Consider the following 16,799-nt stretch of genomic DNA (forward strand, 5'->3'; position numbering starts at 1 on the left):
GTTATTTTAAAATACCATCAACAATACCATAAGCCACAGATTCGTCTGCTCCCATCCAATGGTCACGATTAAAATCTTTCATCACCTTGTCAAATGATTGTCCGCAATTATCTGCCAAAATTTGTGCGCTTAGCTCTTTCGTCTTTAAAATTTCTTGTGCCGTAATTTCAATATCACTGGCTTGACCACGAGCGCCACCACTAGGTTGATGAATCATCACTCTGGCATGTGGTTGGATAAAACGTTTGCCTTTGGTTCCTACAGATAATAAAATTGAGCCCATAGAAGCTGCTAAACCTGTACAAATAGTAGAAACATCACTATTTAACGACTTGATACAATCGTACATCGCAAAACCAGAAGTCACATAACCTCCAGGACTGTTTATGTATAAGTGGATGTCTTTAGTTTCCAACGAATCTAAATACATTAAACGATCAATCACATGTTTTGCCGATTTGTCATCTACCATTCCCCATAGAAACACCTTGCGTTCTTCTAATAATTTATTAGCTATTAAGTCTTGCGTTTTTCCTTGCTTGCTCATATATGTTTTATTTGATATCTTATTTATTAGCTAAAAATAAAAAAAGGTTCACCATACTGGCAAACCTTTTATCATTTCTTTTAGATTATATCTTATAATAAAGAATCGATAGCTTCTGTGTATGCATTTTTTGGAGCAACTCCAACCTGACGTCCTACAACCTCACCGTTTTTAAATACCAAAACAGTTGGGATGTTACGTACACCATACTTCGCAGCAAACTCTTGATTAGCGTCTACATCTACTTTACCTACAACAGCTTTACCATCGTATTCTGTACTAATTTCATCAATGATTGGTCCAACCATTCTACAAGGTCCGCACCAAGCAGCCCAAAAATCAACCATTACTGGTTTATCACTATTTAATACTGTTTCTTCAAACGTTGCATCTGTTATTTCTAATGCCATAATTATATTCTCTATGTGTTTAACTTCGTTTTAATTTAATACACAAAATTAGTCAAAAATTTTGCCAAACCTTACAATGGCAGTATTTGTTTTGATTATATGGTTATAGATTGGTTATATAATAAAGTCTTGGGCGCATAAACCAGGCTCTCGCAAGTCGCTCTCTTTGAGGAGCTCCAACAATTGCTCCATCCTTTGCGCAGAAGATAAATCAGTAATATGCAACCTAAAAGTTGCATATTAAAATAATTTAATCTAATTTAGCAACCACAAAGTTGCATATTAATCAAATAAAACGAATATTATGAAAGACAGTATCACTAAAGAAAAACTATTCAGTCATCCTATAGAGAAAGTGTGGGATGCTATTTCAAAAGCCGAAGAAATTTCAACTTGGTTCATTAAAGCCGATTTTAAAGCCGAAGAAGGATACCAGTATACCTTTACATCAGAACCTAATGACAAAGGATGTACTACCATTAGCGGAACCGTTAAAGAAGCACATCCTTATGTGTTAGCTTACACTTGGATTGTGGCAGATACGAAAGTAGAAACCACAGTAACATGGACCTTAGAATCTACTACAGAAGGCACTAAACTTCATCTAGAACATTCTGGGATTTCCAACTATGGTGGCGAAACCGCTGTCGCCATGTTTGAGAGTTTCAATGGTGGTTGGGACAACTGTATAGATGGTTTATTAACTTATCTTAAAGACGAAGTTAATGCAGGATAAAATCACCAAATTATTTAAAGCCGTTGCAGATCCAACAAGGCGTGACATTTTTCATGCCTTGGTGATTGCAACCTCAGCATTATCAATTACACAAATATCAAATCAGTTTGATATGAGCAGACAAGGCGTAACTAAACATATTAAAACTTTAGAAGATGCCGGACTTGTACATTTAGATACTAAAGGTCGAGAGCGTTTTTGTAATGCTAATGCAAAACCTCTCAAAGAACTTAATAAATGGATTCAGTTCTATGAGCAATTCTGGGATGATTCATTAGATAATTTAGACAACTACTTAAATACATCAAAGCATGGTTAATAACACACCTATTAATGCTACAGATTTAAATTACCAAAAACAAATAACAGTAGCTGCAACAGCCAAAACTATCTTTAAAGCACTAACCGAAGATATTCATTTATGGTGGTCAAAAACGAGCGCGTCTTCTCAAAACGAAGGAGGTCAATTTACTGTTCATTTTGAAAATGGGCACTGGTGGACCTTTAAAATCCTTGAATTCAGACCAGATCATGAAATCATTTGGAAATGTATTGATGGCGAACCCGATTTCAACAAAGAATGGATAGGTCATGTTTTACATTGGTTAATTAAAGAAACAGAGTCAAAAACTACTATCCAATTTCATCAGGTAGGATTAACACCTCAAATTGAATGTTATGATATTTGTTCAACCACTTGGGATATGTTTATTACAGAGCGATTAAAAGATCATTTAGAAAAGTCTACAATCTAATTCAACTTATACATGACCTCATTAGATTCTAGCTCATTTAACAACTCTTGAGAAATTTTCACTTTTTGCTTGCGACTCGGCATATTAAGTTTGATTTTCTCTTCATTATCATACACAATAAAATTTAGTGCTTTCTCACCTTGATGAAGCCTAAACAAATCTTGTAGTATCGTAATACGTTGTTCTTGTAAGTCTTTAATATTTAGCTGAATCGACAACTTTTTAGCGTAAGTATCCATGACATCATGCAACAATTGAAAACTATTAAATTGAAGTCGCGGGTCACTCTTTTTTCCTGTATCGCGATTCACCCAACCTTCCCTAACAAAAGTTTTTACATACACAAAACTATTCTTCACCAAAAAGTGACGGTATTTTAAATACTCCTCTCCGAAAATTCGAAATTCAAAACTATCGGTGTAGTCTTCAACCATAAAAATAGCCCAACCTTTACCTTGTTTACTTACACGATGCTGCACATCGGTAACAACGCCTCCAAAAGTCAACTCTCTATTAACATAAGTCTCCAGTTCATTAAAAAGTGCTAAAGTGGCATTGCAAAACGTTTTCATTTCTACCTTAAAATCATCCAATGGATGTCCAGAGATATAAACACCTACCACTTCTTTTTCTTGTGCTAACTTCTCCATGGTTCCCCATTCTTCAGATGGCGGAACAATGGGCTCTGCAATTTGAACATCACTCGCAGCACCAAACAAACTAACTTGAGCTGAATTCTCATTCTCCTGATGCTTAGCACCATATTTAATGGCTTTTTCTAAAAATGTAATCCCATCGCCTTCATCATGAAAATATTGCGCACGATGTGTATCTCCAAATCCGTCAAAACCTCCAGCCAAAGCTAAATTCTCAAAGGCCTTCTTATTAGCTGCTCGTAAGTCAATACGTTTTGCCATATCAAAAATAGATTTGTATGGCCCATCTTCTTTACGGTTTTTTACAATTGTTTTTACTGCACCATGACCAACACCTTTAATGGCTCCCATTCCAAAACGAACAGCACCACGTTGATTTACAGAGAATTTATAATAGGACTCATTCACATCTGGTCCTAAAACTTCCAATCTCATGCGTTTACACTCTTCCATAAAAAAAGTGACTTGCTTGATGTCGTTCATGTTATTAGAGAGCACTGCTGCCATATATTCGGCTGGGTAATGTGCTTTTAAATAAGCCGTCTGATAGGCAATCCATGCATAACAAGTAGAATGCGATTTATTAAAAGCATAACTGGCAAAGGCTTCCCAATCTTTCCATACTTTTTCAAGTACCTTAGCATCATGACCTTTAGCACTTGCTTGATCAATAAACTTAGGCTTCATTTTATCAAGAACGGCAATTTGCTTTTTTCCCATGGCCTTTCTTAAAACATCGGCTTCACCTTTGGTGAAATCGGCTAGCTTTTGAGACAGCAACATCACTTGCTCTTGGTAAACCGTTATACCATAAGTTTCTTTTAGGTACTCTTCCATCGCTGGAAGATCATAGTCAATCTCTTCATCTCCATGCTTACGTCTAACAAAACTAGGAATATACTCCATAGGTCCTGGACGATACAAGGCATTCATGGCAATGAGATCTTCAAAAACTGTAGGCTTTAAATCGCGAAGATGTTTTTGCATTCCTGGCGATTCATATTGGAAAACTCCAACAGTTTCTCCCCTTTGAAATAATTGATATGTCTTTTCATCATCTAAAGGAAAACTTTCAGGATCCAATAGAACGTCATGCTTCGCTTTGACAATTTTAACTGTGTCTTTGATAAGCGTTAGGGTTTTGAGTCCAAGGAAATCCATTTTAAGTAGCCCTGCATCTTCAACAACGGAGTTGTCAAATTGTGTAACATATAAATCGGAATCCTTTGCCGTAGACACGGGAACAAACTTTGTGATATCATCTGGCGTAATAATAACTCCACAAGCATGAATTCCTGTATTACGTACCGAGCCCTCTAAGGTTCGAGCAAGATTGACAGTTTCAGATTCTAAATCGTCACCATCGGCTATATTAAGGAGTTGATTTACCTTTTCTAAATCTTCGGCTCTAAACTTCTTACCTAGTTCTTTTTCATCGAGACCAAATATTTTATTCAGTTTCGACATGGTTGGGATTAATTTCGCTATCCTATCGGCATCAAATAATGGCAGGTCTAACACTCTAGCCGTATCTCGAATAGAAGACTTAGCAGCCATAGTACCATAAGTAATAATCTGAGCCACTTGATTGGCTCCATATTTTTCGATTACATAATCCATGACACGACTTCTGCCTTCATCATCAAAATCAATATCAATATCTGGCATACTAATACGATCAGGATTTAAGAAACGCTCAAAAAGTAAATCGTATTTTAACGGATCAATATTGGTAATCCACAAACAATAGGCAACCACTGATCCCGCCGCCGAACCACGACCAGGACCAACAGACACATCCATGTTTCTTGCTTCCCTAATGAAATCTTCTACAATTAAAAAGTAACCAGGATATCCTGTGTTTTCAATTACACTCAACTCAAAATCTAGGCGTTCCTTTATTTCATCGGTTAATTCATCGTAACGTTTTTTTGCACCTTCATAGGTTAAATGCCTGAGATAGGCATTCTCACCACGTTTTCCGCCATCGGCTAAATCGGCATCATCTCGAAACTCATTCGGAATATCAAATGCAGGTAATAGAACATCTCGAGCTAATTGAAACGCTTCTACCTTATCTACAACGTCCTGAATATTTGTAACTGCCTGTGGAATATCTTTAAAGAGCGCTTTCATCTCTTCAGAAGATTTAAAATAATATTCTTGATTAGGTAAACCGTATCGGTAACCTCGGCCGCGACCAATTGGCGTAGATTGCTTTTCACCATCTTTTACACACAATAAGATATCATGTGCGTTAGCATCTTCTTGCTTACTATAATAGGTGTTGTTTGTGGCTACAATTTTAACCTCATATTTTTGAGCAAGTTTAATTAATACAGGATTGACTCTATTTTCATCTTCTTGATTATGACGCATTAATTCTACGTAAAGATCTTCTCCAAACTCTTGTTTCCACCAGATTAAAGCCTCTTCAGCCTGATTTTCTCCGACATTCAACACCTTACTTGGCACCTCTCCATAGAGATTTCCGGTAAGACAAATTAAATCCTCTTTGTACTGTTTTATAAGTCCTTTATCAATTCTTGGTAAATAATAAAATCCATCAACAAACGCATGCGATGACAACTTAGCCAGGTTATGGTATCCATTTTTATTTTTAGCAATCAATACAATTTGATAACCATTATCTTTTCTGGTCTTATCGGCATGATTTTCACAAACAAAAAACTCACAACCTATAATCGGTTTAATTTCATTTAAGTTCGCATCTTCACCTTTTTCTCGAGCTTCATTGTTTTTGGCTTTTACAGATTTGTTATGATTATTAACAGCTTTTACAAAATGAAAAGCCCCCATCATATTGGCATGATCTGTTAAGGCTACCGCAGGCATATTATGTTCTGCTGCGACCGAAACTAAATCTGAAACACTAATGGTTGATTGTAATACCGAAAATTGAGAATGATTATGCAAATGCACAAAATCGATATCGGCTAAATCAGAAATATTCTCTCTAATTTCAGCTTCTGAAATATCATCGGTTTGCAGTTTTTGAAGCCGTTCATTTATTCGAGCACTTTCCTTTTTAAGATTAATATGTTTTAATCCTATAAGCTGGATAGTTTGTGGGTTGGCTTCACCAAAGTGTTGAAAATAATCGGGCTGTACATCTAACTGCTCTTGGGTGTATTCTCCTAACCGAACTAGTTCAAAAAAGCAACGTGTTGTTGCCTCAACATCTGCCGTTGCGTTATGAGCTTCTGCAAATGGTGCATTAAATAAAAACTGATGTAATTCTGTTAAGGTAGGCAGTTTAAATCGGCCACCTCGTCCTCCAGGTATTTTACATAAACCTGCAGTGTGTTCTGTACATGTATCTAAAACAGGTAATTCTTGAAGTCTGTTTGCCAGTTCTGCTCTTACAAATTCGGCACCCATAATATTAAGATCAAAGGTGACGTTTTGACCAACAACAAATTTTGTCTTTGACAAGGCTTCATTGAATTTACCTAAGACCTCTTGAAGTGGCACACCTTGCTCCTGCGCTAACTCCGTAGAAATACCATGGATTTTTTCGGCATCATAAGGGATATTAAAGCCTTCAGGTTGCACTAAATAATCTTGATGATCGATGCAACGTCCCATATCGTCGTGCAACTGCCATGCAATCTGAATACATCTAGGCCAGTTGTCAACATCTGTAATAGGTGCATCCCATCGCTTAGGTAATCCGGTGGTTTCGGTGTCAAAAATTAAATACATGTAACTAAAAACTTATTAAGGCGTTACCTTTCGAAGTGCACTTCAAAAGCAAGTCCATAAAATTACGAAGAAACTGGTCTTTTTTAAAGCGAAAGTTATGAACAGTTTTTAACAAAAAAAGCGACCTATAGGTCGCTTTTTTTGTTACTTATAAAAGACATATTGTTACATATCATCTAAATAATCAGGAATGGTATCTGCATCTGTATCTACGGCATCGGCAGGATCACCATCCATATTTGGATCGGCATTTTCGTCTGCTGTTAAGGTACCATCACCATCATCGTCGTTATCTAAATAATCGTTAGTACCATCGCCATCTGTATCTCCTGTTTCAAACTGTGTTAATATACCATCGCCATCATCATCATTATCTAAATAATCTACATCTGTATCGCCATCTGTATCGGCCGGGTTTCCGTCGGCATCTTTAGCTTCATCTGCAGTTAAAATCCCATCACCATCATCGTCATTATCCATATAATTTGGTGTTCCATCGCCATCTGTATCATCATTTGTTAAATCCCCATCACCATCAAAATCTTCGAAGTTATTTGGGATTCCATCACTATCATCGTCATTACAATCTAAACCATCGATAATAGCTTGAATACTTCCGTCTGTATCTCCACAAAACAGAATTTGTTCTTCTAAATACGTTCTATAGTTTTCGCAAGCATCAATATAATTTGCGATTGTAGCCGCCTCAAAATTAGTTTGGGCTGTATCTTTATTTTGGGTAGCTAGTGTACATGGGAATGCACAACCGTCTAAATTATCTATTAAGAGTTGGATACTACCATCTGCATCTCCGCAAATATTTTTCTGACTCTGTAAGGCTTCTTCATAGGTATTACAAGCGGCAACATAAGCATCGCTATCTATATATTCTAGTGCTGCATCAAATGTAGATTCAAAAGCCGCAAGTGCATTGGCAGATGCTGCTTCAGTCTCTGCACACGTTGGTCCGCCCGAACCAATACTTCCAGAAATTAAAGGAACTCTAAAAAATACTCCTTCATTATATCCAATGGAATTTAAACCAGATTCGTCAAAGGCTAAAAACTCAAAGGTTCCTGAAAATGTATTATTGCTAATCTCATCTAATCTTACAAAACCTAATTCGGGATAAATAGAGACGCTTGGGTCTGGTGTGTTATTTGTAGAAAACACAGTGCCGTTTCCATCAATATAACGTGCTTCTCTAGAATTGACATTTCCGAGTACATAAGTCCCAACTGTTACATTAGGTATCTTAAGAACAACGGTTTCTGAGTTATTACTAGCGGTTATGGTTAAAAAACCATTCGCGTCTATTACGGCATTAGTAAATTCTGCTCTCCAAAGTCCATACTCTCTATTCCCTTGAAATCCGGGTGAGTTAAACTCGACTTCATCTCCACAACTTACTAAGGTTAATACGGTTACGAGAAGTAATGCTAATCTTTTCATTGCTTTTTTTTTCACCTCGTGCTAAAAACAAGGTGTATTTAGGTTAAACATAACGTTTTAGAACACCCAAAAGTATAATAAAATTTCAATATTACTTAATTTCAAATAAAATGTTGAAAATTAAATTATTGTATTATCTTTGCGCCTCATTAATAATCGAGGTCGCGAACCTCACAAATTAATTAAATTTATGCCTGTAAAAATTAGATTACAAAGACACGGTAAAAAAGGGAAACCTTATTATTGGATCGTTGCAGCAGATGCACGATCTAAAAGAGATGGTAAATACTTAGAAAAATTAGGTGCTTACAATCCAAACACGAATCCTGCAACAGTAGAATTAAATGTTGATGGAGCAGTGACATGGTTGCAGAATGGTGCACAACCAACTGATACAGCCAGAGCAATTTTATCTTATAAAGGTGCAATGCTTAAAAACCACTTAGCTGGTGGTGTTAAAAAAGGTGCTTTAACTGAAGAGCAAGCAGAAGTAAAATTCAATGCTTGGTTAGAAGAGAAAGCAGCAAAAGTACAAGCTAAAGCTGATGGTTTATCTCAAGCCGATGCTAAAGCTAAAGCTGATGCATTAGCCGCTGAAAAAGCAGTTAATGAAGCAAGAATAGCGGCTGCAGCTCCTGTTGTTGAAGAAGCTACAGAAGAAGCGCAAGCTGAAGGAGAAGCAACTGCTTCTAACGAAGAAGAATAGAAAATTATTTTTTATACTTTTAAACCCAGACCACTTGAGTCTGGGTTTTTTATTTGAAAATAGATAGGTACTACAACATCTTATAAATTACATTTGAAATGCAAAAAAAAGACTGTTTCTTCCTAGGTAAAATTGTAAAAAAATACAGCTTTAAAGGTGAATTGTTGGTTAAATTAGATACTGACGAACCAGAGCTTTATGAACATTTGGAATCTGTTTTTGTTGATTTACGTAATAATTTGGTTCCGTTTTTCATCGAATCTTCTCAACTTCATAAATCGGAATTATTGAGAGTAAAATTTGAAGATGTAAATACAGAAGAGGATGCTGATGCACTTATTAAAAGCGACCTTTTCTTGCCTCTTGAATTCTTACCAAAGTTAGACGATGACAAGTTTTATTTCCATGAAATCATAGGATTTAAAGTTGAGGATAGCAACTTTGGTTATGTGGGCACTATAAAATCGGTTAATGACTCTACAGCTCAATCTCTTTTTGAAATAGACCGCAATGGTATTGAAATATTGATACCAATGAATGACGAATTCATTACTAAAGTAGATAAAAAGAATAAGACGATTTTCGTCAACACACCAGACGGACTTATTGATTTATATCTTGATGAATAGCCCTTTTCAATTTAAACAGTTCACAGTAAATCAGGATCAATGTGCCATGAAAATTGGTACAGACGGCGTTCTATTGGGAGCCTGGGCTTCCATTAATCACAAGCCTTTTTCTATTTTAGATATAGGAGCAGGAACTGGTGTCTTAGGATTGATGTTGGCTCAGAGAAGTCATGCCGAAGTTATAGAGGCTTTAGAAATTGACAGTAAGGCCTATGAACAATGTGTAGATAACTTTGAACAGTCTCCATGGAATGATCGCCTATTTTGTTTTCATGCGTCGCTCAAAGAATTTGCAGAAGAGATAGAAGATACTTATGACTTAATTATATGTAACCCTCCGTTCTATTCGGAGGACTATAAAACAAAAAGCACACAGCGCGATTTAGCGCGATTTCAGGATGCCATGCCATTTGAGCACTTAATTGAAAGTGTTGCGACTTTACTTTCTAAAACTGGGCAGTTTTCTGTAATCATTCCTTTTTCAGAAGAAGAGCGTTTTAAAACTCTAGCTGCGACTTTCCAATTGTTTCCAAAACGAATCACTCATGTTAGAGGAACCTTGTCATCAGATATCAAACGGAGTTTAATGGAATTTTCATTTGTTAATACCAATGTTGAAATTAGTGAATTGGTTATAGAGACTTCTCGTCATCAATACACAAATGACTATATCAATTTAACCAAGGATTTTTATTTGAAAATGTAGTTTTAAAATTGTCAACTGCAAACGTTTTCGCTATTTTTGTTACCCAAACAAAATCAATAAAACCAAACAAATGAAACCAGATTTATTCGAAGCGCCAGATTATTATAATCTTGACGATTTACTTTCTGAAGAACACAAACTTGTACGTGATGCCGCAAGAGATTGGGTAAAACGTGATGTTTCTCCAATCATTGAAGATGCAGCACAAAAGGCCGAATTCCCTACTTCTATTATTGGAGGTTTAGCTGAAATAGGTGCTTTTGGACCCTATATCCCTGCCGAGTATGGTGGCGCAGGATTAGATCAAATTTCTTATGGTTTAATTATGCAAGAAATAGAACGAGGTGATTCTGGAGTACGTAGTACGGCTTCTGTACAATCGTCTCTCGTTATGTACCCAATTTGGAAATATGGAAACGAAGAACAACGCCAGAAATATTTGCCAAAATTAGCCTCTGGAGAATGGATAGGATCATTTGGTTTAACCGAACCTGATCATGGAAGTAACCCTGGAGGTATGACCACTAATTTCAAAGATATGGGGGATCATTATCTTTTAAATGGTGCTAAAATGTGGATTTCAAACGCTCCATTTTGCCAAGTCGCAGTTGTTTGGGCTAAAAATGAAGAAGGTCGTATTCACGGACTTATCGTAGAGCGTGGTATGGAAGGGTTTTCTACACCAGAAACTCACAATAAATGGTCGCTTCGTGCGAGTGCAACAGGCGAACTCATTTTTGACAATGTGAAAGTTCCAAAAGAGAATTTATTACCCAATAAATCAGGTCTTGGTGCACCATTAGGATGCTTAGATTCTGCACGTTATGGTATTGCTTGGGGCGCTATTGGTGCTGCAATGGACTGTTACGACACTGCTTTACGCTATAGTAAAGAACGTATCCAGTTTGGAAAGCCTATTGGGCAATTTCAACTACAACAAAAGAAATTAGCAGAAATGATTACAGAAATTACGAAAGCTCAAATGTTAACTTGGCGTTTAGGTGTATTACGTAATGAAGATCGAGCAACTTCGGCTCAAATTTCTATGGCTAAGCGTAACAATGTTGAGATGGCTATTACCATTGCCCGCGAAGCTAGACAAATGCTTGGTGGTATGGGGATTTCTGGTGAGTATAGTATTATGCGCCACTCTATGAACCTTGAAAGTGTAATCACTTATGAAGGGACTCATGACATCCATTTATTAATTACAGGTTTAGATATTACAGGTTTAAATGCCTTTAAATAGAGCTTAGTCAGGTTGAATCTATAGAATACTAAAAGTCATGATTTTCAAATCATGGCTTTTGTTTTTTATCTTCGGATAGAACTTAAATCATGTTATATAATGAAAAAATTAATTCTGCTAGTCTTGATAACAACTTTTAGCTGTTCTTCTAAACCAACAGATTGTTCTAATTTCAGGACAGGGATTTTTAAATATAAACACAAAGATTATAGTGGACATGTTATAGAAAGAAATGATTCAATACAAATTGAATATAATGATACAGATGATATTAAGATAATTTCAAAGATAGAATGGGCTTCTGATTGTGAATATATATTAACGTATAAAGACATTCTTAATTATCCTCAAAAAGATAGCGTTATAGGGAAGAGTTTTAATGTCAAAATCATAGAAACCAAAAATTCATCTTACATCTGTCACGTAAAAAGTAACACTTTAGATTCTGAAGTTGAAATAGTAAAAGTGAAATAATTATTTCTGACATTACTTTAGTATACGTTTAAATACTCCCAAAAAAATCCATGACTTCTAAATCATCTTTTTAAAGTACTTAACCTTTATTCTGAAACGTAATGAATAATCCCTTCCTTTTTTAATGGTCTGGATGTGATATGAGGTTTATGGAATAACAATGACCTAAGCTACTTAAAAGTCCTACACTAGTGCCATAACCAGTACCAGTACCAACATCAACATCATAAATATGTCTCTTTTTTTTGGGCGTTCCCCTCTTTCGCTTAAGCTACAGAGGGTCAGGTTTTACACTGTATCTTTTTACGTCAGATCGAGTGATGTGACTAAAGGGAACATTGTATCGAGACTTGACGTAAAAAGGATGCCGCTGCAACCCTTAACGCGTAGGAACACAACAGACTTACATCCCTTTCAAAACAGGAAATAACCCCTTGATTTTCAGTGAAAAAGCCTTGTAAAAATCACATTAAGATATCGTACTTTGGACACTGTTAATCTTAATTAATCGAACTGGAGTTTATGCTGTTAACATTTAAACTCACGTTTCTAGATATGATTTTTATTATGAAAAGATTTAGACATTTAGGTTATTTCATACTCATGGTATTATCAACTTATTTTCTGAGTTGTAATGGATGTCGTGAAAAGGCTATAAACGAAAGCATCATAGCCAATACAGCTCCTATTGAAGTATTTGTTTTAGATGAGCATGGGCAACCAGAGGACAAAAGCATTCCTGGCAAAACATACAGAGGTGTAACTTATGTTGTGGATCATGTAAATAAAAAAGTTAATGGACCTTATCGCTGTAGTCCGTATCCAAATTCTGTTAGCCCTTATATTTCTAATCCCCAAGAAATAGAAACCCCGTACAATACCATATTGCCTAAGAGAATAGACGTTCAATATCATCTTTTTAATAATTTATATGGTCATAAAGAATCAACTCAAAGAGGGTTAAACATTGTTGCAAGCAATGGCGAACGAGAAGCTAAAGGGTTTAATCCTTATGGAAAAAATAAGACTATGACTTATGTGAATGTGCACTCAGGTTATAGTGATAAAGGAAATTATAATAGTAGAGGTTCGGCTGGCTGTATTACTATTCATCCCAATGATAATAATAAGTTTATGAAGAATTTCAATTTTGAAAATGGAACTACAGGATCTTCTGAAGGCGTTATTATAGTCATTAAATCGGATGAATCAACACTAAAAAAGCTAGCAAAAGCCGTAAAAGATTTATACCAATGAAACATCAACTAACCATAACGATACTTCTATGCCATTTGTTTTTTGCTTGTAATACAGATGCAAAACAATCTGAGGCTCAAATAACGATCGATAATATTAGAGAAAAATCTGATAACTTATATGATAAATTTGAAAATAAGAAAATACCGCTTACAGGAGGAAAACTTAATTGCCAACCCTGTGATATTCTATTTTTGAGTAATATAAATTCAACTATAAAACCTATTACTCAACCAGCAAGAAGAAGTTTTAATATTAAAAGAGATACTGATTATATAAAAAATTTGCTTTGTATTTATAAATCGAAGTGCGACACAAATATTGAGTTTGTACAATACTTTAATGAAACCTTATTCAGAACGATGGAAATAAGACCTCTAATTACAATTCAGCAAATATTGAGATTAGATGATAAGACCAAAGGGTTAATTATTAAGACACTTAAAAACCCTATACAAGAAAATAATAGTATTTACAACATAGAAAAAACCTTATCACAAATACCTCTAAGAGGGCAAGATCAAAAGATAACCTTTGAATTTATGAGACAATTCAAAAATTAGTTCATTACGAGTACCACAACTTACATCATGGCCTTTAGTATTATTTATTAGCACAAGCGTGGACGCTTGCGCTAGCGAGGGAAAATCCACTCCCCTCATGGGTCATTTTTTACAAGCTGTTTGTTGCTTCTATTACAGTGTTTTTAAAGAACGTTTCTCTTTACTAAGAATCTTCAATTTAGATCTTCTATCCTTAAAAAGACTCTCTATGAAGAAAAGCAGTAATTAATAATTACTGCTTTTCGATTATTTAAAATTCTGATTATTATATATCTCCATTCAATTTCATTTATAAATACTCAATGGGGCCATGTCTTTTATATTCTCAAAATTCATATCATCATACACTTCACTTGTCGTTCCTATTTTCGTCAATATTAACTCAACTGAATCTTCGATTATCATACTAACAGCTTTCCTAATCGAAGTTTTCTTAAGATTATGTACTATAACCATATCATCTGCCCAAAAAAAATCGTCATTATTTTTAATCATTAACTGATTAATATTTTCTAATGTGAATAATGTTCCGTGAAAAACACTTTCATCTTCAAATATGACATTTATATCAATATTATCATTATTATAATCTTCTATTATATATCCCGAAGGAAAAAAAATTTTAAATCTAATATTAGTTTTTTGCATTTTTTTTAAGTCTATTAATTACCCACGCTGGCGCTAGCGTCTCGCTAGTGCCACAACAACCCTTATAGTAAATATACGCTATTACATTTTAAATACTAAAAAAACAAAAGCCATGACTCATATCATGACTTTTGTATTATTTATCTTTTAGCACAAACGTGGACGCTTGCGCTAGCAAGGGGAGTTACTTATATTTGAATACGAAAGCGCATATAATTTTGTTGATAAAAAGGAGAAAAGAACAAAATATAACTTATATTAGTTGAATTGATGATATGTAAATCTTTCTAATGAAGACAATAAGATTAATTTCTAGTATATTTATTTTATTAGTGATTTCATGTACTCCGAATTCTTCTTTTGAATATTCACTTTCAACGGATAGTTCAGAGCAGCCTGATGATTCTTTTGACCCAAATGCAAGCTATAATATTCTTTTCGTTGGCAATAGTCTTACTTATTATAATAATTTACCTGGATTAGTGAAAGAAGAGGCAGCTACCAGAGGAATTATTATAAACACGCGAATGCTTGCCAGTAGTAATTATGCTATCGTTGATCATTGGGCAGAAGGTGAAGTTCAAACACTTATTAGTTCAGGTATATATGATTTTGTCGTTATTCAACAAGGGCCATCATCGCAAGAGTTTGGTTTCAATATGCTGGTAAATAGTGGTGCTGATTATGCAAATCTATGCCAAGCAAATAATACAAGATTGGCTTATTATATGGTATGGCCAGCACTAGTTTATTATCATACTTTCGATAATGTAATAGCTAACTATACTGCAGCTGCAGAGGCGAACAATGCTATATTATGCCCTGTAGGTAGACGTTGGAAAGAACATTTTGATCAAACAAACGATTTTTCGTATTATGATCCTGATGGGTTTCACCCTTCTCTTGAAGGAAGTAGATTTGCTGCAGAAGTTATTGTGCAGTCATTAAATCTCCAATAGTTATTATACTAATCCTCAAAATATCCCCCACGCTGGCGCTAGTGTGATAACAAACTCCACCTGTTACGTCGTAAATAATATATGTTTCTCTTTTTGGGCGTTCCCCTCTTTCGCTTAAGCTACAGTGGGTCAGGTTTTACACTGTATCTTTTTACGTCAGATCGAGTGATGTGACTAAAGGGAACATTGTATCGAGACCTGACGTCAAAAGGATGCCGCTGCAACCCTTAACGCGAAGCCAGAGTTGTCGTTATCATATTATAAAGTAAAAATACAGAAAATAATCTATAATAACCCTAAAACAAAAGCCACGACTATTACATCATGGCTCTAATTATTATTTATCTTTAGTACAAGCGTGGACGCTTGCGTTAGCGAGGGAATAATTTATAACTTCTATCCTTAAAAAAGGATACTTTATGAAGAAAAGCAGTAATTAATAATTACTGCTTTTCTATTATTTAAAATCATGTTTTAGTCCATGACCTTTTTTACTACACTACCCTATCTAATTAATCTAATTTGAAATCTTCAATAAGTAATTCAATTAAGACCTTATTATTTTCATAAATATTATCCTCTATTACGAAATAATTTGTGTCATGTAAAAGAGTGAACATCAATTTATCTTTATAATAAAAATCACATAATAAATGAATAGATGTATCAGAAAACTGATAAGGATTTTTGAGCTTTTCTAAATTCAACAATTCCATCTTTACTTCTTGTATGTTCTTTATTTTAGTTATTGAAATAGATTCACTATCCCTCATCCCTTCCTCACTAAGGCCAACTGGTGGGGTAATATCAAAGGGGAAATAATAAACTTTAATTTTATCTATTTCTAAATTATCTTTTAAAGAATTCTCGTTTTTGCAACTAAGAACACTAATAGCTAAAAATAAGTATAATATATATCTCATAGTTTTATTGTTTTTAACACTCAGCCCTATCGCGGTTTTAACGATTAGTGCCACCCAATTTATTTAAATTGAATATTATCACACTTATTTTTTTCGTACCATTCCAACCAAGTAGATTTGTCTTTTTTGAAAGCATCAATATTAGTATACTCATTCGCATAATTCATAATCTCTTCAAACGAAACTTTAACATACTTTGATAAAAACTCTAAGCTTTCATCAAATGACTTTCTATCACCTTTTCCTAATGAGTATTCTTCAACGCTATTAATTTTTGACATAAAGACATCCTTAAATTCAATGTTTTCATTACAATCTGATGAAGCTCTGTCTTTACATTGAAGACAAATAAGCGAAATAATTAATGTTAATACTAAAAATGATTTTTTCATGGTTTTCATGT

At 34.8% G+C, this 16,799-nt stretch carries 18 protein-coding genes; 11 read left to right on the forward strand and 7 right to left on the reverse strand.

From position 1 onward, the window contains the following. Position 1: 1 nt before the first annotated feature. Together Q0787_RS02585 and trxA are read right to left on the reverse strand one after the other, a co-directional pair. Positions 2-547 carry a ClpP family protease gene (locus Q0787_RS02585; protein WP_298900658.1) on the reverse strand — a complete coding sequence of 182 codons (546 nt, stop codon included), beginning with the start codon at positions 545-547 and terminating at the stop codon, positions 2-4. 92 nt (positions 548-639) lie between these two features. After that, on the reverse strand, positions 640-972 hold the full coding sequence (gene trxA, locus Q0787_RS02590) for a thioredoxin (protein ID WP_298901513.1): 333 nt from the start codon (positions 970-972) through the stop codon (positions 640-642). Positions 973-1,261: 289 nt separating this feature from the next. Between trxA and Q0787_RS02595 the strand changes: the two genes are divergently transcribed. Genes Q0787_RS02595 through Q0787_RS02605 form a run of 3 tightly spaced genes read left to right on the forward strand, consistent with a single transcriptional unit; the run spans position 1,262 to position 2,448 of the window. Next, the gene (locus Q0787_RS02595) at positions 1,262-1,693 is read left to right on the forward strand and encodes an SRPBCC domain-containing protein (protein WP_298900659.1); all 432 of its coding nucleotides are present in this window, start codon (positions 1,262-1,264) and stop codon (positions 1,691-1,693) included. Then, positions 1,683-2,012: a helix-turn-helix transcriptional regulator gene (locus Q0787_RS02600; protein ID WP_298900660.1), complete on the forward strand. Its 330-nt coding sequence runs from the start codon at positions 1,683-1,685 to the stop codon at positions 2,010-2,012. Before Q0787_RS02595 ends, Q0787_RS02600 begins: the two co-directional genes overlap by 11 nt. Continuing rightward, positions 2,005-2,448, forward strand: a complete 444-nt coding sequence (locus Q0787_RS02605; protein WP_298900661.1) for an SRPBCC domain-containing protein — start codon at positions 2,005-2,007, stop codon at positions 2,446-2,448. The genes Q0787_RS02600 and Q0787_RS02605 overlap by 8 nt, the downstream gene beginning before the upstream one ends. Here Q0787_RS02605 and dnaE read toward each other — a convergent pair. Together dnaE and Q0787_RS02615 are read right to left on the reverse strand one after the other, a co-directional pair. Then, entirely contained in the window at positions 2,445-6,830 is a 4,386-nt protein-coding gene (gene dnaE / locus Q0787_RS02610; RefSeq protein WP_298900662.1) for a DNA polymerase III subunit alpha, read from the reverse strand. The genes Q0787_RS02605 and dnaE overlap by 4 nt on opposite strands. Positions 6,831-6,995: 165 nt before the next feature. Beyond that, positions 6,996-8,282, reverse strand: coding sequence for a DUF6252 family protein (locus Q0787_RS02615; RefSeq protein WP_298900663.1), 1,287 nt, complete (start codon positions 8,280-8,282; stop codon positions 6,996-6,998). Between the two features lie 190 nt (positions 8,283-8,472). Here Q0787_RS02615 and Q0787_RS02620 point away from each other — a divergent pair, with 190 nt between their 5' ends. The 7 genes from Q0787_RS02620 to Q0787_RS02650 all read left to right on the forward strand — a co-directional run bounded on the left by Q0787_RS02620 (position 8,473) and on the right by Q0787_RS02650 (position 13,866). Further along, positions 8,473-8,988 carry a 30S ribosomal protein S16 gene (locus Q0787_RS02620; RefSeq protein ID WP_298900664.1) on the forward strand — a complete coding sequence of 172 codons (516 nt, stop codon included), beginning with the start codon at positions 8,473-8,475 and terminating at the stop codon, positions 8,986-8,988. A 98-nt stretch (positions 8,989-9,086) separates the two neighbouring features. Continuing rightward, the gene (gene rimM, locus Q0787_RS02625; protein WP_298900666.1) at positions 9,087-9,617 is read left to right on the forward strand and encodes a ribosome maturation factor RimM; all 531 of its coding nucleotides are present in this window, start codon (positions 9,087-9,089) and stop codon (positions 9,615-9,617) included. Then, positions 9,610-10,323 carry a methyltransferase gene (locus tag Q0787_RS02630; RefSeq protein ID WP_298900667.1) on the forward strand — a complete coding sequence of 238 codons (714 nt, stop codon included), beginning with the start codon at positions 9,610-9,612 and terminating at the stop codon, positions 10,321-10,323. Before rimM ends, Q0787_RS02630 begins: the two co-directional genes overlap by 8 nt. A 70-nt stretch (positions 10,324-10,393) precedes the next feature. Continuing rightward, entirely contained in the window at positions 10,394-11,572 is a 1,179-nt protein-coding gene (locus Q0787_RS02635) for an acyl-CoA dehydrogenase family protein (protein WP_298900668.1), read from the forward strand. A gap of 123 nt (positions 11,573-11,695) precedes the next feature. After that, complete coding sequence (locus tag Q0787_RS02640; RefSeq protein WP_298900669.1) at positions 11,696-12,046, forward strand: hypothetical protein; 351 nt, start codon at positions 11,696-11,698, stop codon at positions 12,044-12,046. Positions 12,047-12,613: 567 nt separating this feature from the next. After that, positions 12,614-13,303, forward strand: a complete 690-nt coding sequence (locus Q0787_RS02645) for a hypothetical protein (RefSeq protein ID WP_298900670.1) — start codon at positions 12,614-12,616, stop codon at positions 13,301-13,303. After that, a complete protein-coding gene (locus tag Q0787_RS02650) occupies positions 13,300-13,866 on the forward strand; it encodes a hypothetical protein (RefSeq protein WP_298900671.1) in 567 nt (188 codons plus the stop codon). Before Q0787_RS02645 ends, Q0787_RS02650 begins: the two co-directional genes overlap by 4 nt. Positions 13,867-14,151: 285 nt before the next feature. Here Q0787_RS02650 and Q0787_RS02655 read toward each other — a convergent pair whose 3' ends face one another. Beyond that, on the reverse strand, positions 14,152-14,514 hold the full coding sequence (locus tag Q0787_RS02655; protein ID WP_298900672.1) for a hypothetical protein: 363 nt from the start codon (positions 14,512-14,514) through the stop codon (positions 14,152-14,154). Between the two features lie 290 nt (positions 14,515-14,804). Here Q0787_RS02655 and Q0787_RS02660 point away from each other — a divergent pair, with 290 nt between their 5' ends. Beyond that, positions 14,805-15,473 (forward strand): SGNH/GDSL hydrolase family protein, encoded by a 669-nt coding sequence (locus Q0787_RS02660; protein ID WP_298900673.1) that lies wholly within the window; start codon positions 14,805-14,807, stop codon positions 15,471-15,473. A gap of 512 nt (positions 15,474-15,985) precedes the next feature. On the opposite strand, the gene Q0787_RS02665 is transcribed toward Q0787_RS02660, so the two are convergent. Both Q0787_RS02665 and Q0787_RS02670 read right to left on the reverse strand, forming a co-directional pair. Continuing rightward, the gene (locus Q0787_RS02665; protein WP_298900674.1) at positions 15,986-16,396 is read right to left on the reverse strand and encodes a hypothetical protein; all 411 of its coding nucleotides are present in this window, start codon (positions 16,394-16,396) and stop codon (positions 15,986-15,988) included. A gap of 59 nt (positions 16,397-16,455) precedes the next feature. Continuing rightward, positions 16,456-16,797, reverse strand: a complete 342-nt coding sequence (locus Q0787_RS02670; protein WP_298900675.1) for a hypothetical protein — start codon at positions 16,795-16,797, stop codon at positions 16,456-16,458. Positions 16,798-16,799: the final 2 nt, after the last annotated feature.

Origin of the sequence: uncultured Psychroserpens sp. (assembly GCF_947492715.1) — a bacterium.
Classification (GTDB): domain Bacteria; phylum Bacteroidota; class Bacteroidia; order Flavobacteriales; family Flavobacteriaceae; genus Psychroserpens.